A 19,279-nucleotide genomic window follows, 5' to 3' on the forward strand; every position below is an offset into this window, starting at 1 on the left:
AAACCCCTCAGGTTTGCGAGCCGGCCTTAGTGCCGCTTCGCCAAATTAGATGGTGGATCGCCACCAGCAAGATCATTGGTAGGCCCATTCCCAAAGCGAGGACTTCAAGTGCGCGGTGAGGCCCACCTGTAACCCAGCCAACGACGGCTGCAACCGATGCGGCCAGCACGACGGCGAATGTTCCTAGGGAAAGAAGGCGCGCTTCTGCAATCGAATAGACCAACTGGGCGTATGCCTTTTGTGCAACGATAGCGCCGAAGAACAACGCGATCGCGACGAGGTCGAATGTCGTCGGTCGAGGAAGATCGTGGAAGATCGATAAATAGTGATCTGAGCCAAAATAGATGACGCTTGCGACAACGCATCCGTAGGAAAGCCCCACCATGGCCATGGTTCGAATGGCCCTGAGGCGAGTTTGTAAGGGCCAATGCGGCCATTTGAGAGCAACAAAGGTCGTTACCGGCAAAAGAACTAATAACACCGGGGCAAGTAGAGTTTGAAATGCGCGCATCAGGGTGCCGTACCAAGCAGCGACATCGGTCGCGCCAAGAGCTCCGAAGCTATATAGGCTGGTATTCAGGGCGGCAAAGACGGCTCCGTCGGCAAGCGTGACCAATAACGCCGACCTCAGAATTTTCGGTATCTCGGGTGAGAACTTGAGGTTGATCAGGATAGGGCGCTCCCGAATCAACATGAGAAACGTCAACAGGCTTGAAACAACGAAGGGCAGCGTCAGCACGAGCCCTGACGTGAATACCGCGCCTTGTGCCACACCAAAGTAGATGACGATGCCATAGATTATGAGCTGCGATATCGTGAGGAAGACAGCGGTTATGTACTGCTCGTTATAAGCGGCCCGGAGATTGTCGAAGATATTTGCGGAAGCTGCCGCGACGGGGAGGATCGACAAGGCGGCGAGCGACCAGCTACTGGCCGTGACCGCAGCAACGATCATCGTAGGGAGAGCTGTGACGAGACCGACCAGGAGGGAGCACAATATGGCCTCCGAAACTGCGACGGATTGGGCCGTAACGTCACCACGGGCGACCACGGCGCCTAACCGGCGGCGTCCGACGACGTTAATGCCTCCAAACAGGAGGGTGGACGCTGAACCGAGAGCCAGCATCGAAAGAAATTCACCGTATGCCGCGGTGCCGAGGCTCTTGTTGATCAGCGGAAGAACGACTCCGATTGCCAAAATCGCCGGAGACTTCGCAACCAAGTTTAATCCAACCGACGCAAGCAAGCGCAGTCTGTCCGGCGACATCGCAAGTCGTTTGCAGGCAATCAGCATCGAGCCGTATCGAATCTTATAGGTTGTCATGTCGGGAAGGAGCTCAGAGCTCCATCGGCTCCCACCGGGATGTAGTACATATTTCGATCATCGCGAGATGGAGTTTCGTCTCGCTTCAGACGTGCTGTCCAGATGGATGGCATTCCGCCGAGGAAGGATGCCCAGCGCGAGAACGTCGAGTTGGATCCAACAAGAAGTGAAGCGGACGCCAGGGACAAAAGGTCACCGATATCTGATCCGGTTCTCAACAATCGTGCGCCTGCATTGATCAGTTCTGCGAGTTCGGCCTCTTGGCCGTCGGAGACGATCAGTATCGGTCGATCCGGAGACGATTGCTTTATTCTTTTGATGATGTGGACATACCAAGACATCGGTACGCGCTTGTTCGACGCTCCCCCGTTGATGGCTGCAATATCCGTCGTGGTCGCAAAATCGCCCAGCCGCACATGGATCGCCGCATAAGGAGAACTCCCCCAGCCAAAGCCATCGGGAAGCGACTTACGGGTCATAGCGACGAGGCGTTTGCGAATGAGGTCCTTGTGCTCATAAAGGCCGCGAAAAATGAACTCCTTGCAGTTTACCAAGTTCAGTCGCGCCGCGTCGACCGTAACTCGTTCGGCGTCACCTATGGTAATTACGTTTGGGCGAAAAAGGGCTTTTCTGAGCAGGACGTACTTCATCAGTCCGGCCATCTCGTCATCCTGCGGCTCGAACAGCCCGATATAGAGCCGCTTGCTTGCGTCACCGCGCCGAATGGGGCCCGACTTCAGGGACATCCAAGCAGGAAAGATCAGTTGCCCATTGCATTGGTTCGCCAGCACGAATGCGTGAAAATAGCTGTAGAAGCTGTTTCCGAGACCATTGCCGGATAGTCGCACAAAGCCAAGATCCTTGGCGCCCCCGAGCACGGGATAAATGATTGGCCGATCTCGCCCTGATCTAGTAGCGGTATCCAACTGATGATTGAGTTGAGTCATTGGCTTTGTGCTTGATGAATGTTGTCTTATCTGCGCGCGTGGATCGAGGTCGCGCCTTCCAAAATTCCGCGAGCGGCTATTTGCGGGGTGAAAGCCTCGCTCTTCTGTATGCATGCCTCGGCGATGGAGAGCCCGTCGCTGAAGCGCGCGGGAGCGCTGACAATTTTGTCCGTGAGGTCGTCGAGACTACCCCAGTCGAAGGAGTATCCGGTTTGCCCCTCGTCGATCAATTCTGGCACGCAGCCACAGCGATTGCTGACGATAGCAGGACATCCGAAGCTGAGGCTCTCGTTCACGACGAGTCCCCAAGGTTCGCTGTAGCTCGGAAGAACAAGGCAAGTTGCTTTCAGATACTCTTCGACGAGGCTTTCGTCGAACTTTGCCCCCGCAAATTGGACGTGCTGCGATATGCCAAGGTTGCCCGCCAGTTCTTGCAACGCATTTTCCGCCGGCCCCTTGCCGACCAGGACAAGCGTCGCGGAGGGGTGTTTCGGCAGTACGCGAGAAAATGCTCTCAGCAGTAGGTCTAGGCTCTTCTCGGTAGAAAGCCGGCCAACGTACAAATATCTAGGCTTATCCGGGCTGGGTGACAGAGCGGCGCGCCGCGCGAAGGCGGTTTCGCGCGAATAATCCTTTGGCAGCGCTGCTGCTTGCCGTCGTATAAAGATCTTGTCCTTAGGCACACCATGGTTGTGGATGTAGTCCGATGCTCGCTCTCCGTAACAAAATACTCCGTCGGCCATTCGAAACAGAACGCGTTTGGCGAGGCTCTTTGGGCCATTCGGTGGATTGTCGTAAATTGTCGAGTCGCAGAACCAGGCAAATCGTCTGCGCAGAAGGAACAGAACGCACGCTTGAACCCAAATATGTGGATGTTCATAGCCGGTGAGTATCGTTACATCGGCCCGGTCACTCCAGGTGCGACGAACAAGTTGCTTCAATAGGGCGAGGCGCGGTATGGCCGAATATGGACCTTTGAATAACAGTACATGGGGGTATACATGCCAACTGGCGTCAACAGGCGAAAGTGCAACGCGATTGCTGTCCGTTTCCGCGATTTGGTAGATCCTTAAGCCAACGCCCTGGCTCTTGGACTGTTGGTGCAGCGCGGAGAAAACCGCGGCCTTGTAGCGGGCCCACATGATATTGTGCCAAACGATTAGCTTCATGAGGCGGCCCAATCCCAATCCGACCGTGGTCAGGTTGCTGTCAGGTTCGTCGCCGCGGCAAGCGCGAGAGCCCTGGATTGATTGAAGTTGCGAATAATGGTCCGCCGCTGGGCGGCGGACCTTTGTTGACTGAGTTCCAGAATGAAGTCGCAGGCTCGTGCGCAGAAGTCATCTGTGGCCGCAATCGCAATTCCATTTTGTTTCACTTGGGACGCTATGCAGCCACGGTCGAACGCAATGATCGAGTTGCCGGCGGCGAGCGCCTCGAAGAGAACGGTCGGCTGGGCTTCGTTCGCGTATTGCGTAGGAAAGACAAAAACATCGAGCTCGCGATAGAATTGATCCTTCGCCGCGCCATAGACAGGGCCGACGTAGTTAAGCGCGCCGCCCAATTCTCTTTCTGCCACGGCGACGTTGGCCTGGTCCCGCGGATCCGCGATCGGACCTGCCAAGACGGCCTCTACTCCGAGCTTCATGTCCTTCAAGGCTCGTACTAGGTCGATGAATGTGTAGAGCCCCTTTTCCCGCGTGAGATTGCTCAGCATCCCAATCCGGATTGGATTGGATTGGATGGAGGAGTCCTGGATGTCCTGTCCGGGCGCGACGAAAGCGGCATTTGAGATGATCTGAGTATAATGAGCTCGACCGTATTGGCTCTCAAAGCGGTCACGCATGGTCGTGCAGAGAAATATGTGGCGAATGTGATCGCCGCCAATGTGAGTAATGAACCGCATCATCGAGAATGATTTGTCGACATAGCCAAAGCTATGATGGTGAAGAAGGACCGCATAACCAAGCATGCGTGCGGTCATAACGAGCGCGCTTGTATAGACGAGTCCCCAGTCGCCTTCGCAGCCGATGTAGGTAAGCTTTGCGCCTCTGGTGTGGCGCGTCAGCTGCCAGCAAGCCCATAGGGTTTGATAAGTCTTGTGCACGTGCTTCAGCACGCCACGGCGATGACCGGGCGAAATGTTGACCGTTTCGACCTCAGCGGATTGCTGGAGGGTTTCGATCATGCGGGCAGTGATGTACGCGTAACCGGTCACGGGAGGGGGAACTTGTCCCACTGCAATGATCCGGGCTCGCGCGCCGGGTCTAGCTGCTGCAGGCACTTCTATGTCCTTTGAACTCCGCTGGATGACCGGCGACAATGGTCGCCGGAGCAACAGAGCTTAGCACGGTGCTGCGAGCGCCCACTATGGCTCCAGCGCCGATTGTTACCCCCGGTGCAATAAAGCAGTCTGTGGCGATCCAAGCTTCACTTTCGACGAGGACGGACCTCGCTACGAGGGGAAACGTGATGTCGTTGTAGTTGTGTGTTGCGGCACAGATGTACGAGCGCTGGGAGATCACCGCGTGTTCGCGGATCGTGATCGAGCCCAAGCTGTAGAGCTCGGCATTGTCACCGATCCAGCAGTAGTCACCGAGTTTGACTTTCCACGGATACGTTATGCGGGCGGTAGGCCTCACAAGGACTCCCTTGCCCACCTCAGCTCCAAACAACCGCAGCAACCATCTACGCCAAACGTAGGCTGGTTGAGGAGACCACGCGAATAGAGTTTGATGGACGATCTGCCAAAGCAGGACAATTATCCCCGAACGGCCTCTGAAGTCCGCGGGCACGGTGAATCGCGATAGATCTTGAAACCTTAGGCGTTCGTGGGCCGTCATTTCTGGTTCGCGATCAACGGGGAAGGCGCGGTCAAGCTGGCCACCAGCACGCGCGCCGACCTGAAAGACGAAGAAACCCATTTGATCTCGGCCAGCTTCCGAATCAGTTTCAGCCGATGGCGTCCAATCGCGTTCATGTTCGATCCCGGACGCCGCCTCTACGACAACTTCGTAAGCAGGGTGGTTTCGTTAGGATGCAGCACACCCGGTGCGTAACCTGAATATCTTTCGACGTCGAAAGTGCCTGAAGCGAGTGCAGCTGGGATTAGATCGAGATTTACGTCTGTGTTGTCGAGAATGAGTAGACCTCCCTTGCGTAGCCTAGGAACCCCTTCCTCGACGCAGCGCCGGCGATTAATTCCGTCGACCAGGATTATATCGAAACTTTCCTCCGACAGATTGATCCGACGTGCATATTCTTCAGGATCTGAAACAAGTAGGACACCGGCCTTACCTTCGGTCGCAAGAGCCGAGTTGATTCGATTTGCCCAGTCCTTGTTGGATTCTACCGAGGTGACCGAAGCTGCCCTCTCCGAGAACCACAACGTGGACATTCCCGCGCCAAATTCAAACACACGGGCGTCGTTGACGTGGCGCTCAATGGCGGGAAGTGCCTTGCCGACAAGCCAAGGGCGCTTTGCGAGTATTCCAAATACGGCGCGGTTGAATGTCGTGGCCGCCGCATAGCTGAGCTCAAGAGGGTCGGCGCACAAGACGCCTGTGGCGGTGTGAAAGCGCGACTTGCGGCTTTCGTCAGCGCGGTAGACACGCTCGATGAAATTCAAACGAGTATCTCCGTACGATAGTGGCTAGTAAGCCTTGCCCTGCTCAAAAATGCCTACGCCAGTGCCGATAATGATCCGCACATCCAACCACAGGGTCCAATTGTTGATATACCACAGATCATACTCCACGCGCTTCTCCATCAGCTCGAGCGTGCGGGTTTCTCCGCGGTAACCATTAATTTGGGCCCAGCCCGTGATGCCGGGTTTGACGTGGTGGCGGAAGGCGTATTGGCCGATCAGGCGCTCATATTCGGAATTGTGAGCGGCAGCGTGAGGGCGGGGGCCGACCAGGGACATGTCGCCCTTGAGCACGTTGAAGAGTTGCGGCAACTCGTCGATCGAGGTCTTGCGCAGCCATTTGCCGACCGCCGTCACGCGCGGGTCGTCCTTGGTCGCCTGCACGATCTTCGGGCCATCCTCGAGCACGCGCATGGTACGGAATTTGAAGATCCTGAAGGCGCGGCCGTTGAAGCCGTTGCGGGTCTGGCGGAAGAACACCGGGCCGCGCGAGGTGCATATGACGAAGAGGGCTGCGACCAGCATGATCGGGCCGAATACGATGAGGGCGACGCTGGCGCCGACGATATCGAGCAGGCGCTTCAGCGCGCGTTCCTTCCAGCTCAGCGGCGCGCGGCGGAGCTCGGCGGTCCAGGTGTTGCCGGTGTTGGCCAGCGGATAGCTCAGGAAGCGCGATACATTGGCGTCCGGCACGAGATGCACCGGGATCGGCAAGATCTTGAGTGCATCGAGGATGCTGTTGATGGCGTGCTGGCGGCTCCAGTCCATCAAGAGGAATACGTGCTCGATGCGGTGCTCGCGCGTGAAGGCAATCAACTCCTCGAACTGGGCGTTGATCTGCGACATCAACAGTGGCGAGGCGAGCTCTTTGCCGCGGATCTCCAGCGTGTGCATGACGCGATAGCCGTGCTGGCACAGGTCCATCAATGCCGCCGAGGAGGCCGGCAATCCGAATTCGGCGATCACCACCACCTGGCTGTTGGCAAACGCGCCGGTGCGCAGGGTGTTTGCGGTCCAGCGCGAGGCGGCCGTGCGCCAGATCAGTAGCGCGATGAGGCCGACGAGATAGAACGAGATCGTGGTGCCGCGGGAGAACTCGTCGCTCACCTTCATGGTGAAGGCGATCGCCAGCAGCGCGGCGAATACGCCGGTCCACGTTGTCAGGATGATCCGCCACTGCCGCGGCAGGTTGGTGATGTTCTTCAGGCGGTAGCCGTGCTGCACCGTGACCAGCAGGCCAAAGTTGACCGCCACCAGCAGGCTAGCGGCACCGTAGACGTCGGTCTTCCCGAGCGACGACTGCGTGTATAGGTGATATACTACCGCGCAGCCAATGCCGCAGGCCAGGATCAGGAAGGCGTCGCTGACCATCATCAGCCACTCGACGAATTCGGGACGCAGCCACGTCAATCCGGCACGGGCGGGCGCAAGGGCCGGCGCGTCCGCGACCCGCAAATCGGCCCGCTCGTCGGGGCCGGGATCTGAGCGATAGGATGCAATCGTCATAAGTATGAAGGGTCCTGCCCCTAAAAAAGCTTACCAGTATCCGCCGCACACTTGAGAAAAATGACAGTTAGAACAACGATTACGGTTAAGTAACCTTAACGCCATCAGTGTACCGCGACGGCTCCATAAGCTCAACTGGTGCGCTCTGCGCGAAGACTGCAGGAAATCCGAAGTGGCTCGAACACGGTCGCGGCGAACGCCCAGGCGAAGGTCCCGAATGGTGCTCAGTGTTGCGCTTGCGGTCGCGGCCGTCGCGGGCTTCGTCCTCCTGGCGCTGCGTCCAGACGTCGTGCCGCTGACGACAAGCCATCCCGAGGAAGCCGCGCAGCTGGCCTTCTTGCTGGACGGTCCGCTCGGAGCGCGTTTCGCCGGCGAGATGATCGCCCAGAAGCAGGGCTTCTTCGCTTCCAACATGGTGCTGCACGCCGACCCGGACGATCCCGATTTTGTGGCAACCGTCGCACGCCAGCATGCCATCGGCGTGACAAGCGGCCAGAAGTTCTTGCTGGCGGCCTGGCGCGGTGCGCCCGTGACCGCTTTCGCGGCGAGCCTGCTCGACACCTCAACCACGATCTTCACCCTGGAGAGCTCGGGCCTGCGGCGCCCGGCCGACCTGGTTGGCAAGCGGGTCGGCTACAGAATTGGCAGCGACGGGGATGTCATATTCGACGCGATGATGGCGCAGCTTGGCCTGCCGCGAAGTCAAATCACCAAGGTGGCCGGCCGGGACACCTTCGATGCCCTGCAGAAGGGCGAGGTGGATGCGATCATCGCGGCGGTCGGCCAGGAGCCGCTGCCGTCGGGCCCCGCTGCCCCGCGGTTGAACGCGATCAAGCCGCAGGAATATGCCATCCACGTCCCGGGGATGGTCTATTTCGCCAGTTCTGACCTGCTTCATGATCGTCCCTCGGCGATTGCGAAAGCCCTCGAGGGCCTCATCAAGGGCTGGCAGTTCGCCTATTCCGACTATGCACGCAGCGTGCCTGTTCTGGTCGGCTATGATCCGAAAAAGCTCGATCCGGACCGGGTGAAATTCGAGCTGCAGCAGCAACGCAGCCTGATCCTGCCGACCGGTGGCCGCATCGCCGACTATGACGAAAGCCGCTGGAGAACGCTGCGGGATATCCTGATCTTCGCCAAGCTTGGGGAGGAGGACGTCCCGCTTGCGCAGTCGATCAATTACCAGATGTTGCGTGATGTCTACCGCCGTTCGCCTGACCTCGGCGCCCCCGGGGCCTGGAGCGGCAGTGAGAACTAGGACACAGAAGCCACAGTCCCGGGCTATATCGACCCAAAGGGCAGATTTCGTTCCATCAGCACGTTGCCTTCCCCGGGGACGGCTTGGTAAACTTAAGCCGGCTATTGGGCTGACTCTATGAGTGTTTGGGGATCTCGTTTGCAGCCGGCCGCTGTTCGTTCGCAGGCTGCGCAATTCATTGGCAGATTCCGTTAGGGGCAAGGGAGCTTTTCGGATGTTGAAGACATGGGCGCAGGTGGGTCTGTTGGCTTTGGCCGCTTCGGTCGGGCTGGCGGCCAGCTCGAATGCCGCAGTGCTGATGCCTGCAAAGGCCGCCATCCTAGCGGGTGAAGCGCAGGCCACGACGCCGGTCACATTCTGGGCCCAGCCCTATCCCTACCGCTTCGTACCGCGGCACGTTCGGTGCCCGCGGGTTCGCGTCGAGACTCCATACGGCTGGTATTGGGATCGCGCCTGCGTTGCCTCCGGCGAGCCGGTTCTCCGTCGCGCTTACTGAGCTTCAAAGTTAGCTCGCATTGAGACCAGAGAGGCAGCTCCGCCGCTTGATGCGGCTGTGGCTGCCTATTTGCGCGTCGGGATCTGTTCTCATTTTGCGCATCTGAGTTGCATTCACCATTAACCGCCTCGCGTTGCGAAACAGGCTGTTGCATGGTGAAGATTGTGTTAGCAATTTGCTGAGATTTCGCCGGTCTGCACGCCAGGTCGGGCTCTAGACGTTTTATTGAAGGCTGTAGCATGACAGGGGTTTCGGCCTACGGGTTGTCCGGAAAGCGGGTTTTCGTTGCCGGGCATCGCGGCATGGTGGGGTCAGCCATCGTGCGCCGCCTCGCTTCGGAAACTTGCACGGTGCTGGTGGCAGACCGTCGCGAGCTTGATCTCACGCAGGAAGCGCCGACGCTCCGATGGCTGGAGGCCAATCGGCCCGACGTCGTGGTTCATGCGGCCGCAAAGGTCGGCGGGATCGCCGCGAACAGCAATTTCCCGGTCGATTTTCTCTGCGACAATCTTGCCGTCGAATTGAACGTCATCCGGGCGAGCCACGCCATCGGCGTTCAGCGTCTGCTGTTCCTGGGCTCGTCCTGCATCTATCCCAAGCACGCCAGGCAGCCGATCAGTGAGGATGAGTTGCTGACCGGCCCACTCGAGCCGACCAATGAGTGGTACGCCATCGCGAAAATCGCCGGCCTTAAGATGTGTCAGGCGTATCGTCGGCAATTCGGCGACGACTTCATCTCGGCGATGCCGACCAATCTCTATGGCCGCGGCGACAATTATCATCCCGATCACAGCCACGTGCCGGCGGCGCTTATCCGGCGTTTTCACGAGGCCAAGCTGGCGCAGGCGCCGACCGTCACCGTCTGGGGCACCGGAACGCCGCTACGCGAATTTCTCAACGTCGAGGATCTGGCCGACGCCTGCATCTTCCTCTTGAAGAATTATTCGAGCGACCTGCCGATCAATGTCGGCAGCGGCGACGAAGTGTCGATCGCTGATTTCGCGACGCTGGTGGCTGAAGTCGTCGGCTTCACGGGACAGCTGGTTTTCGACACATCCAAGCCCGACGGCACGCCGCGCAAGCTGCTCGACAGCTCGCGGATCCGTTCGCTCGGATGGCGTCCGACCGTTGCCCTCAAGGCGGGTCTGCGCGCGGCCTACCACGATTTTCTCCAAGGCTATGGTCGACACCTCGAAGTCGACGCAGTCCGCTGACTTTGGCCGGCTCGCGCCGGTCAAGAAGCTTGGTGTGGAATTTTGAGTTGGATTGTATTTGATGCGGATTCTTCTCATCGGAATTAATTATGCGCCCGATCTGATCGGGGTCGCGAAATATAATACTGAGCTGTGCGAGAGCCTCGCGGCTGATGGCCACGAGGTGAGGGTGATCACTGCGCCGCCCTACTACCCGGATTGGAAGATACCCGCGGCTTTTCCGAACTCGTATTTCAAGGCGCGAAACGTCGGCGGCGTTCGCGTGACGCGCACACCGATCTACGTGCCCGCGCGTCCCTCCGGCGCCAGGCGTTTGCTCCATCACGCGTCGTTTGCGCTGACCAGCGTAGTGCCGATTCTTCGCGAAGCTTTCTCCTGGCGGCCCGATATCATGCTGTCTGTCGCCCCCTCGTTGATGTCGGCCGCATTGGTCCCCGTCGTTGCGCGCCGGGTCGGCGCGAAATCGTGGCTGCACGTGCAGGACTTCGAGGTCGACGCTGCGTTCGACCTTGGGCTGCTCAGCAACGGCTCGCTTCGCAAATCGATGCTCAAGGTCGAGGCGTCCATTCTTCGTTCGTTCGATCGTGTTTCGTCGATCTCGTCTCAGATGGTGGGGCGCCTGAAGAGCAAGGGGGTCGCTGCCGAACAAACCGCCGAAGTCCGCAACTGGATCGACACCGTCGCGATAACTCCTGGTTCGAAGCGCACGAGCTATCGCGAGGCGTTGGGTCTTGGCGAGGACGACGTCGTGGCGCTTTATTCGGGGACCATGTCGGCCAAGCAAGGGCTCGATCTCGTGATCGAAGCCGCTGCGCTCCTCGAGGAGAGCCATCCGCGTATTCATTTCATCCTCGCGGGCGAGGGGCCACATAAGGCAAGGCTGGTCGAAATGGGCGCCGGCCGATCGCGTGTTCACTTCCTAGGATTGCAATCCAACGAGCGCTTCAACGAACTGATGGCGACCGCCGACATCCATCTGATCCCGCAAAGGGCCGAGGCCGCAGATCTGGTGTTGCCATCGAAATTGGGGGCGATCTTCGCGTCCGGACGGCCTGTGATCGCGATGGCCGGGCAGGGCACTGGCCTTGCGGCCGAGGTCGAGGGAGCGGGTCTCGTCATTCCGCCCGGTGACTCCCGTGCGCTCGCATCGGCGATCTGCAGGTTGAGCGAGGACCCGGCGATCTGCGCGCAATTTGCCGCGGAAGGGCGCAGTCGCTCGATCGAGCGTTGGGATCGCCAGACCATCGTTCGCCGCTGGGCCGACGATATGGCCGCAACGCGGGGCCTCGCCGGCAGTGAAGGCGTCGGCCGTGCAAAGTCCGGGCAGAGGTTGCCGCTTCCGGTAGAAGACGCGATTCACTCATCCTGACGGAAACGAAAGACCGCCTGTTGGTTGCAGGCGGTCGCGGATCGAAAGCGTCCAACTGGGGCGCCGCGCGAGCTCGGCGCCCTGAAGCCAAGCTATCGCCTGGCCGTCATTCGTGCCGCGGGAAATACCGGAAGCCGTGCTGCTTGATGAGCTCGTCCCGCTTGGCCGCCGCGAGGTCTTCCTGCATCATTTCTCGCACCAGGCTCTCGAACGAGGTCTTGGGCACCCAGCCGAGCTTCTGTTTTGCCTTGGAGGGATCGCCGAGGAGGGTGGCGACCTCGGTTGGCCGGAAGTAGCGCGGGTCGACCGACACGATGCACTTGCCGGTTGCGGCATCGTAGCCCTTCTCGTGGGCGTCGCTGCCTTCCCAGCGCACACGGATCCCGACCTCGTTGGCTGCGACATTGACGAAGTCCCGCACCGAGTGCTGTACGCCGGTCGCGATCACGAAATCCTCGGGCTTCTCCTGCTGCAGCATCATCCACTGCATTTCGACGTAGTCCCGGGCATGGCCCCAGTCCCGCAAGGCGTCGAGATTGCCAAGATAGAGCCGCTCCTGCAGACCAAGGTGAATGCGCGCGAGCGCCCTTGTGATCTTGCGGGTGACGAATGTCTCGCCCCGGACCGGAGACTCGTGATTGAACAGGATGCCGTTGCAGGCGTACATCCCGTACGCTTCCCGATAGTTGACCGTGATCCAGTAGGCGTAAAGCTTGGCCACCGCGTAGGGCGACCGCGGATAGAAGGGGGTGGTTTCCTTCTGTGGAATCTCCTGCACCAGGCCATAGAGCTCGGACGTGGAGGCCTGGTAGAATCGGGTCTTCTGCTCGAGCCCGACGATGCGCATCGCCTCGAGGAGGCGTAAGGTACCGAGCCCGTCCGAATTTGCGGTGTATTCGGGCTCCTCGAACGACACGGCGACGTGGCTCTGTGCCGCGAGATTATAGATCTCATCCGGTTGCACCTGACCGACAATCCTGATCAGGCTCGATGAGTCCGTCAGATCCCCGTAGTGAAGGCGAAACGGCGGATCCGGCTCGTGCGGATCGAGGTAAAGATGGTCGATGCGGTCGGTGTTGAACAGCGAGGTCCGGCGCTTGATGCCGTGAACCTCATAGCCCTTCTCGAGAAGCAATTCCGCCAGATAGGCGCCGTCCTGACCCGTGACGCCGGTGATCAATGCTCGCTTTTTAGCCATGCAATATCTCTTACGTATTGAAGCGCTGTTCTTACCCAAAAGGCGCCAACGGTGCTACCCAAAGCTAGAGATTTTCGGTCCGATCGTCCGCTAGTATTAATGGATGGCGCATGGTTGTCCGAGATCGCCACACCCCGATAGTGGGCCAACGACGCCCAAGTTCTGGTTCGTGGCAGGGAGCGGCGAGAGCATCTTACTGGCAGATGCTCCCTACCGATACGCTCGTAAACCTAATCCCAAGTCTGCCTCTTTATCCGTCGAGGAAGACGTGTTTTAAGGCGGCCGTGGGCATATTCTGCTCGTCAAGGTCGGGTTCTTAATGTGCGTTGTCCGAACGAGGGGCGATCTCGAATAAGTCTCCTACGCGTATTTTGCTGGAGGGGCTCGTCCGTCGGTATGGAGCCCTACGCGGAATGTCTTGCGTCTGGGAGACCGAGAACAACTTGGACGTGAATGATCGGATCTAGCAAGCCAGATCAGTCGGAGAATTGAAGAGCGTGACTTTCAATAGGTGAGAGTAGCTTAGCTGATCGTGTCACAACAGTGCGATCGACGCGCATGTGCGGGGTAATTCGATGCTTTCAGAAAGATTCGTTGTTCCCGCCTTCAACGTACATTACGAGGGCGAGTACTCGGAACGAGAACTTGTTTGGCGCCAGATCTGTGCGCGTGACAAAGCCGCGAATCTCCGAGCGTTGCTTGGAGATCGCAAAGTTGATGCAGTCCTTGAGGTCGGCTGTGGAACGGGGGCGGTCTTGGCTGCGGTAAGGGACGCGGGTGTCGGGCTGTCGCACGTCGGGGTTGATTACGCAGACCCTTCGGAACATACCGACCCACAGGCAAAAGACCTCAAACTAGGACCGTACGACGGCAAGAAACTTCCCTACGATGATGGCCGTTTTGACCTTGTCTTCGCGAGTCACGTCGTTGAGCATGTCCCGGACCCTCGCGGGTTCTTGGGAGAATTGGCAAGGGTTTCGCGCCGTTTCGTTTACGTCGAAGTTCCGTGTGAATTGCACTCGAGGACGTCGTTGTCGGCAATGCAGCGCACATTAAATATCGGTCACATCAATGCTTTCACGCCGGATTCGTTCTTGCTCCTTTTGCAAACGAGTGGACTCCAAGTAGAGAAAATTGACATCTTCGACCATTCGCTTGAAGTCCATTCCTTTCAGAAAGGACGGCTGAAGGGGAGCGTCGCGATGTCGCTGCGTCAAGCTCTTCGGAAATTTGACCGAAGGCTGGCTTCACGGGTGTTCACGTATCATTGCGGCGCGCTGTCAACTCGGTAATCGAATCGATTGGTCGAGGGGTCTGGAGGTCTCGAGAGGAACTGACGGGCGGCGCTTCCACAGCCAGGGCTGGAGATTCTGTGCATCCAAGTTCGATCGGGCCGCGCATTTCAACAATGGGATGGCTCTCGCTCGAATCTCGGTGCTGGTGAACCGAGTGCAATCGTTGGGCGTGTCGGTTGTACTGATGCTGCGGGACGTCCACGCGTTTTGGCACCGCTGCAGACCTTATCGCCAAAGCAATCCTTTCACGCCAAGTGAAATGCGTGTTCTAAGACGTCAATAGACGTTCGCCACTTTAGACAGACAGGATTTACTTATGCGCATTGCGATGATCGGCACGGGTTACGTGGGATTGGTATCCGGTGCCTGCTTTGCGGATTTCGGTCACGAGGTGACTTGCGTCGACAAGGATGCGAGCAAGATCGCAGCGCTCCATCGCGGCGAGATCCCGATCTACGAGCCTGGACTGGACGAACTGGTCGTAGCCAATGTGAAGGCGAAGCGGCTTGACTTCACGACGGATCTTACTGGGCCGGTGGCCGAGGCGGACGCCGTGTTCATCGCCGTCGGCACGCCGTCGCGTCGCGGTGATGGTCACGCCGATCTGTCCTATGTCTACGCGGCTGCGCGTGAGATCGCGAAGGCCATTTCCGGCTTCACCGTCGTGGTGACGAAATCCACCGTTCCGGTCGGCACCGGCGACGAAGTCGAGCGCATCATTCGCGAGACCAATCCCGACGCCGATGTTGTGGTCGCCTCGAATCCGGAGTTCCTGCGCGAAGGTGCGGCCATCCGTGACTTCAAGTTTCCGGACCGGATCGTCGTCGGCACGGCCGACGAGCGCGGCCGCAAGGTGATGGGGGACATTTACCGTCCGCTGTCGCTGAACCAGGCGCCGCTGATGTTCACCGCGCGGCGGACCGCGGAGATGATCAAATACGCCGCGAATGCGTTCCTGGCGACCAAGATCACCTTTATAAACGAAATTGCCGATCTCTCCGAAAAGGTCGGCGCCGACGTGCAGGAGGTCGCGCGCGGCATCGGCCTCGACAACCGTATTGGCACCAAGTTCCTGCATCCGGGCCCGGGCTTCGGCGGCTCATGCTTCCCCAAGGACACTCGCGCGCTGATCAAGATCGGGCAGGACTACGACGTGCAGCTTCGCATCGTCGAGGCCGTTCTGGCCGTCAACGAGAACCGCAAGCGCGCGATGTCGCGCAAGGTGAGCCAGGCGCTCGGCGGCACGTTGCGCGGCAAGACCATCGCCGTGCTTGGCCTGACGTTCAAGCCCGATACTGACGACATGCGCGAGGCGCCGTCGATTCCGCTGGTCACCGGTCTGTTGGACATGGGCGCGAAGGTGCGCGCCTATGATCCGGCCGGGATGGAGCAGGCGCGCGCCGATCTGCCCAGTATCGAATACGCCACGGACGCCTATGCTTGCGCTGCCGGCGCCGACGCGCTCGTCATCGTGACTGAGTGGGTGCAGTTTCGCGCGCTGGACCTCGATCGCCTGAAGCAGGCGATGGCGCAACCTGTCATCGTCGATCTGCGCAATATCTATCGGCCGGAGGAAATGGCCGCCGCCGGCTTTGTCTATGAAAGCGTCGGGCGGACGACGATTTCTGCCGAAACAACGGGCGAGCGTTGATTTTAGAGCAAGTCAACCAAAGCTGATGTCCAGAAAGCTAGTCATAGGGGCCGCTGCAGGAATTCTCGTCCTGATTGTTTTTGCAACATTGTCTCCGATGGCGTGGCGGCCTGTGCTTATCAGCCACATGGAGAGCGAAAATATTGCGGTTGTCGAGCGATTGCTTGCCTATGCTTTGATGGGTGCACTGATCGCTGTCCTGCTGCCAAGGCGCGCGCTCCTGGCCTATATACTTATCGTGTTGTTGGCGGCTGGTCTGGAATTCCTGCAGGAGTTTCGTCCCGACCGCCACGCCCTGATCGGGGACGGGCTCCAAAAGGCCGCTGGGGGCGTTATTGGCGTATTTCTCGCCAACCTGATCAATGCGAAACTGTTTGGCGTCAAGCACGGCGAAAAGTGAGGGCCGTAGAGCAAGTCGTGTGTCTTTCCTGGACGAGACTTGTGAAAACCCGATTCGGAGCCGGAATCCTGAGGAGATCCCTATTTTCGAGCTGGCGCAGATCGCTTTGCGAGCCGGATTGGCACCGATCGCGGCGGACGGCGCCGCCGGACCAGCTATCGGGCGCGCATTGGTCTCCAGCCCAGGTGCGGTGAGCACGTCGCGTGCTCTGGTTGGGTTCGGCGATTTTGATAACAACGGTCACGGCGATATTTTCTGGCGTGAGAGCAACGATGCCGTGACGATCCGGGATAACGGTCAACGGGGCTCGCTCATACGAGTGGTCCTGGTGGAGCCGCGACCGAGGTGGGCGGCCGACGCGAGCATCCGGTTACGCCACAAAGCGGCATCCTCAAAAAATCCGTATGGCTCTAGAGTTCCTGCCGCGAATGCAATTTATCGGGCGACCGTCGCAGCGACCCGCTCGAAGGAGCATTTCATTGCACGAGCCGCGCCGCACAGCGTTAGCTGGACGATCTGCATCCAGGCCTGGACGATTGCGAGGCATATCGAACAATGGGAGCAGAACAAGTTCTGCATATGTGGGTAAATTTATTCAGAGGAAGAAGAAAAAGACTCAGCCAACCGGTACGGCAGAGCTGAAAATGGAACTGCGAGAACCAAGCGATAGGCAGCGTGTAGCAATTCGATAGAATGCGCGTATTGCGTGTGCAGCAGTGTTCCATTCTTGTTATCGATCAAATTGCGTACAGAACTCGCTGCAAAATGTGGCACCATCTGCACATCATGTCAGCTTGGTGACAGAAGCAGAGCACGTTCGTCGCATATGTGAATCCAATGAATCTGCATCGCGACTCTGCAGCGCAAAAATTTGCGTGCAGCGCCACAATGTCGCTCTGATCAGTTCGCACTTTGCGCCGCGCAAGTTGCAAATCACCGCATCGCGATGAGTGTCACGTGCTCTCGAGACGTAGAGGTTCGAATGGCTGTTGCTGCTTACGGTTCTCATAACACCCATTCCGTCTCTGCCCCTCGCGGCACCGCTCTTCAGAGACCGTTCCAGGTTTTCGTCATCGCCGCGGATCTGCTGCTGATCCTGCTCAGCTACGCAGTGGCTTTCGAGCTCTATCACGCTGCGATGACATCCGGCGCGGACGGCACGTCGACGTCGCTTGGCGCAGGGCTGATCGTCGGTGTCGTATTCGTCGCGATCGGCTATTTCCAGGGCATCTATGACACGCACCGGCTGCTCAACCTGATCTGGCAATTGCGCAAATCGGTCGTCATCTGGCTGGTGTCGCTGACCATTCTCGCGGTCGCCGCCTTTCTGTTGAAATCGACCGACAATCTGTCTCGCGGAACGGTGATCGTCTTCGCCGTCATTGGCGGCGTGGGCCTGATCAGCCTTCGTTTTGCCTGGCAGTTCGCGCTTGGCACGAGCTTTGCCAAGGGGCGGTTGGTTGACCGCAAGGTCGTACTGCTCAGCCTGAAGCCGCTCGATTTCACCTCCAGCCGCTTCAAGGATTTGCGCAAGAACGGTTTTGACGTGGTCCGCCATTTCGTGCTCGGCGCCGACAGCGACGACAATCAGTGGGATCGGGAAATCCGCGACGTCATCCGTCAGTCGCGCGCGGCCGATGTCGATGAGTATTTGCTGGCGCTCGACTGGAATGAGCTGCCGCTGCTGCAGAAGCTCGGCCAATATCTGCGCGCCGTGCCGCAACCCATTCGCCTTCTGCCCGACAATTCGATCGCGGACCTGGTGTCGCGTCCGTTCCTGCCGGTCAGCGGAACGGTCGCGATCGAGATCCAGCGGCCGCCGCTTTCGGTGTTCGAACGTCTCCAGAAGCGCTGCCTGGATGTCGGCGTGGCCTCGCTCGCTTTGGTGACGTTGCTGCCCCTGATGATCACGGTCGCGATCCTGATCAAGCTGGATTCGCCGGGGCGCGTGATCTTCCGGCAGTCGCGCCGCGGCTGCAACGGCAAGCCGTTCGAGATCTGGAAGTTCCGCAGCATGACGGTCACCGAGAATGGCCAGACGGTCACCCAGGCCACCAAGGGGGATCTCCGCGTCACCCGGATCGGTCGTTTCCTGCGGATGACCAGCATCGACGAACTGCCCCAGCTCTGGAACGTGATCCGCGGCGACATGTCATTGGTCGGGCCGCGACCCCACGCGCTCGCCCATGACAATTATTATGACGAGCTGATCAGCAACTACGTGTACCGCCACCACATGAAGCCGGGCCTGACCGGCTGGGCGCAGGTCAACGGCTTCCGCGGCGAGACGCCGACCATCGACCTGATGGAAAAGCGCGTCGAATACGACGTCTGGTACGTGAGCAATTGGAGCATCTGGCTGGATTTGAAAATCCTGATCAAGACCGCGACGGCCTTGATCGCCCAGGAAGCCTATTGAGCGACGTTGCAGCGCGCGGCGGGCAAACTAGCTAATCCAATCCCGCGCTCCTGCTTCTTGCTGCCCGTTCGCAGACGATGCGTTTTGGCGCGAGAGCAATAGCTCTACAACTTTCCGGATAGTGCTCTGGACGCCGTGGCGGCGCTCAGCAGCGCATCCGCAGCCGGATGGTCTGCCTCACCGGCTCTGCTTAGCCGGGATCGTTCCTGCCCAGCGTTCTCTTCACCAGCCGCTCGATGGCATGAAGTGCTGCGATTAGCGGCGGCGTGAGGACGAAAAAAGCTCCCATCGCGATCGCCATGATGACGTGCCGCAGCGAGAGCGGCTCGTCGTGGTCGACCGGGCCTGCATTGTTGTTGTCGATCGACACCGGCGACAGCGCGGTTCTGGCAAGGTCGAGCTGCTTCCGCGGCTTGCGTGGGGGAACCATGATCAACACGAACAGGACGTTGATCAGCACCCATATTCCCAGGCAGGTCAGTACGGCTGTCAACATTTCAAACCACCGGAAAAGCCATATGAATATCGGGACAGCCTAGTTCCCAGATGCTTAAAAAGC

18 protein-coding genes are annotated in these 19,279 nt (G+C 59.0%); 9 read left to right on the forward strand and 9 right to left on the reverse strand.

Features of this window, described 5'->3' with window-relative positions:
- Positions 1–7 precede the first annotated feature (7 nt).
- From IC762_RS12800 to IC762_RS12830, 7 genes are all read right to left on the reverse strand, one after another.
- Complete coding sequence (locus tag IC762_RS12800) at positions 8–1,324, reverse strand: hypothetical protein (protein WP_195789144.1); 1,317 nt, start codon at positions 1,322–1,324, stop codon at positions 8–10.
- Positions 1,321–2,271 carry a hypothetical protein gene (locus IC762_RS12805; protein WP_195789145.1) on the reverse strand — a complete coding sequence of 317 codons (951 nt, stop codon included), beginning with the start codon at positions 2,269–2,271 and terminating at the stop codon, positions 1,321–1,323. Before IC762_RS12805 ends, IC762_RS12800 begins: the two co-directional genes overlap by 4 nt.
- Positions 2,272–2,297: 26 nt before the next feature.
- Complete coding sequence (locus IC762_RS12810) at positions 2,298–3,440, reverse strand: glycosyltransferase (RefSeq protein ID WP_195789146.1); 1,143 nt, start codon at positions 3,438–3,440, stop codon at positions 2,298–2,300.
- A 29-nt stretch (positions 3,441–3,469) separates the two neighbouring features.
- Positions 3,470–4,486, reverse strand: coding sequence for a glycosyltransferase family 4 protein (locus tag IC762_RS12815; RefSeq protein WP_195789147.1), 1,017 nt, complete (start codon positions 4,484–4,486; stop codon positions 3,470–3,472).
- A gap of 49 nt (positions 4,487–4,535) precedes the next feature.
- The gene (locus IC762_RS12820; protein ID WP_246801535.1) at positions 4,536–5,192 is read right to left on the reverse strand and encodes a WcaF family extracellular polysaccharide biosynthesis acetyltransferase; all 657 of its coding nucleotides are present in this window, start codon (positions 5,190–5,192) and stop codon (positions 4,536–4,538) included.
- 77 nt (positions 5,193–5,269) lie between these two features.
- Positions 5,270–5,896, reverse strand: coding sequence for an O-methyltransferase (locus IC762_RS12825; protein WP_195789148.1), 627 nt, complete (start codon positions 5,894–5,896; stop codon positions 5,270–5,272).
- Positions 5,897–5,920: 24 nt separating this feature from the next.
- Positions 5,921–7,420, reverse strand: a complete 1,500-nt coding sequence (locus IC762_RS12830; protein WP_246801537.1) for an undecaprenyl-phosphate glucose phosphotransferase — start codon at positions 7,418–7,420, stop codon at positions 5,921–5,923.
- 376 nt (positions 7,421–7,796) lie between these two features.
- Between IC762_RS12830 and IC762_RS12835 the strand changes: the two genes are divergently transcribed.
- The 4 genes from IC762_RS12835 (at position 7,797) to IC762_RS12850 (ending at position 11,757) form a co-directional block, all read left to right on the forward strand.
- Positions 7,797–8,678: an ABC transporter substrate-binding protein gene (locus tag IC762_RS12835; protein WP_246801539.1), complete on the forward strand. Its 882-nt coding sequence runs from the start codon at positions 7,797–7,799 to the stop codon at positions 8,676–8,678.
- Positions 8,679–8,892: 214 nt separating this feature from the next.
- On the forward strand, positions 8,893–9,174 hold the full coding sequence (locus tag IC762_RS12840) for a hypothetical protein (RefSeq protein ID WP_246801540.1): 282 nt from the start codon (positions 8,893–8,895) through the stop codon (positions 9,172–9,174).
- Between the two features lie 239 nt (positions 9,175–9,413).
- Positions 9,414–10,388, forward strand: coding sequence for a GDP-L-fucose synthase family protein (locus IC762_RS12845; protein ID WP_283816356.1), 975 nt, complete (start codon positions 9,414–9,416; stop codon positions 10,386–10,388).
- A 61-nt stretch (positions 10,389–10,449) separates the two neighbouring features.
- Positions 10,450–11,757 carry a WcaI family glycosyltransferase gene (locus IC762_RS12850; protein WP_195789150.1) on the forward strand — a complete coding sequence of 436 codons (1,308 nt, stop codon included), beginning with the start codon at positions 10,450–10,452 and terminating at the stop codon, positions 11,755–11,757.
- 106 nt (positions 11,758–11,863) lie between these two features.
- On the opposite strand, the gene gmd is transcribed toward IC762_RS12850, so the two are convergent.
- Complete coding sequence (gene gmd / locus IC762_RS12855; RefSeq protein ID WP_195789151.1) at positions 11,864–12,955, reverse strand: GDP-mannose 4,6-dehydratase; 1,092 nt, start codon at positions 12,953–12,955, stop codon at positions 11,864–11,866.
- A gap of 575 nt (positions 12,956–13,530) precedes the next feature.
- On the opposite strand from gmd, the gene IC762_RS12860 reads away from it, so the two are divergent.
- The 5 genes from IC762_RS12860 (at position 13,531) to IC762_RS12880 (ending at position 18,720) form a co-directional block, all read left to right on the forward strand.
- Entirely contained in the window at positions 13,531–14,247 is a 717-nt protein-coding gene (locus IC762_RS12860; protein ID WP_195789152.1) for a class I SAM-dependent methyltransferase, read from the forward strand.
- A 319-nt stretch (positions 14,248–14,566) separates the two neighbouring features.
- Positions 14,567–15,901 carry a UDP-glucose dehydrogenase family protein gene (locus IC762_RS12865; RefSeq protein WP_195789153.1) on the forward strand — a complete coding sequence of 445 codons (1,335 nt, stop codon included), beginning with the start codon at positions 14,567–14,569 and terminating at the stop codon, positions 15,899–15,901.
- Between the two features lie 25 nt (positions 15,902–15,926).
- The gene (locus IC762_RS12870; protein ID WP_195789154.1) at positions 15,927–16,301 is read left to right on the forward strand and encodes a VanZ family protein; all 375 of its coding nucleotides are present in this window, start codon (positions 15,927–15,929) and stop codon (positions 16,299–16,301) included.
- Positions 16,302–16,320: 19 nt separating this feature from the next.
- Positions 16,321–16,890 (forward strand): hypothetical protein, encoded by a 570-nt coding sequence (locus tag IC762_RS12875; protein ID WP_195789155.1) that lies wholly within the window; start codon positions 16,321–16,323, stop codon positions 16,888–16,890.
- Between the two features lie 393 nt (positions 16,891–17,283).
- On the forward strand, positions 17,284–18,720 hold the full coding sequence (locus IC762_RS12880; RefSeq protein WP_195789156.1) for an undecaprenyl-phosphate glucose phosphotransferase: 1,437 nt from the start codon (positions 17,284–17,286) through the stop codon (positions 18,718–18,720).
- A 190-nt stretch (positions 18,721–18,910) separates the two neighbouring features.
- On the opposite strand, the gene IC762_RS12885 is transcribed toward IC762_RS12880, so the two are convergent.
- Positions 18,911–19,216: a hypothetical protein gene (locus IC762_RS12885; protein ID WP_246801542.1), complete on the reverse strand. Its 306-nt coding sequence runs from the start codon at positions 19,214–19,216 to the stop codon at positions 18,911–18,913.
- Between the last annotated feature and the right edge of the window lie 63 nt (positions 19,217–19,279).

The organism is Bradyrhizobium genosp. L (genome assembly GCF_015624485.1).
In the GTDB taxonomy this organism is placed as follows: Bacteria; Pseudomonadota; Alphaproteobacteria; order Rhizobiales; family Xanthobacteraceae; genus Bradyrhizobium.

Coding starts and splice junctions, on each gene's coding strand:
- IC762_RS12800 (WP_195789144.1), bottom strand. CDS start 1,324: ATGACAACCTATAAGATTCGATACGGCTCGATGCTGATTGCCTGCAAA.
- IC762_RS12805 (WP_195789145.1), bottom strand. CDS start 2,271: ATGACTCAACTCAATCATCAGTTGGATACCGCTACTAGATCAGGGCGA.
- IC762_RS12810 (WP_195789146.1), bottom strand. CDS start 3,440: ATGAAGCTAATCGTTTGGCACAATATCATGTGGGCCCGCTACAAGGCC.
- IC762_RS12820 (WP_246801535.1), bottom strand. CDS start 5,192: ATGGGTTTCTTCGTCTTTCAGGTCGGCGCGCGTGCTGGTGGCCAGCTT.
- IC762_RS12830 (WP_246801537.1), bottom strand. CDS start 7,420: ATGACGATTGCATCCTATCGCTCAGATCCCGGCCCCGACGAGCGGGCC.
- IC762_RS12835 (WP_246801539.1), top strand. CDS start 7,797: ATGATCGCCCAGAAGCAGGGCTTCTTCGCTTCCAACATGGTGCTGCAC.
- IC762_RS12840 (WP_246801540.1), top strand. CDS start 8,893: ATGTTGAAGACATGGGCGCAGGTGGGTCTGTTGGCTTTGGCCGCTTCG.
- IC762_RS12845 (WP_283816356.1), top strand. CDS start 9,414: ATGACAGGGGTTTCGGCCTACGGGTTGTCCGGAAAGCGGGTTTTCGTT.
- IC762_RS12850 (WP_195789150.1), top strand. CDS start 10,450: ATGCGGATTCTTCTCATCGGAATTAATTATGCGCCCGATCTGATCGGG.
- gmd (WP_195789151.1), bottom strand. CDS start 12,955: ATGGCTAAAAAGCGAGCATTGATCACCGGCGTCACGGGTCAGGACGGC.
- IC762_RS12860 (WP_195789152.1), top strand. CDS start 13,531: ATGCTTTCAGAAAGATTCGTTGTTCCCGCCTTCAACGTACATTACGAG.
- IC762_RS12865 (WP_195789153.1), top strand. CDS start 14,567: ATGCGCATTGCGATGATCGGCACGGGTTACGTGGGATTGGTATCCGGT.
- IC762_RS12870 (WP_195789154.1), top strand. CDS start 15,927: ATGTCCAGAAAGCTAGTCATAGGGGCCGCTGCAGGAATTCTCGTCCTG.
- IC762_RS12880 (WP_195789156.1), top strand. CDS start 17,284: ATGGCTGTTGCTGCTTACGGTTCTCATAACACCCATTCCGTCTCTGCC.
- IC762_RS12885 (WP_246801542.1), bottom strand. CDS start 19,216: ATGTTGACAGCCGTACTGACCTGCCTGGGAATATGGGTGCTGATCAAC.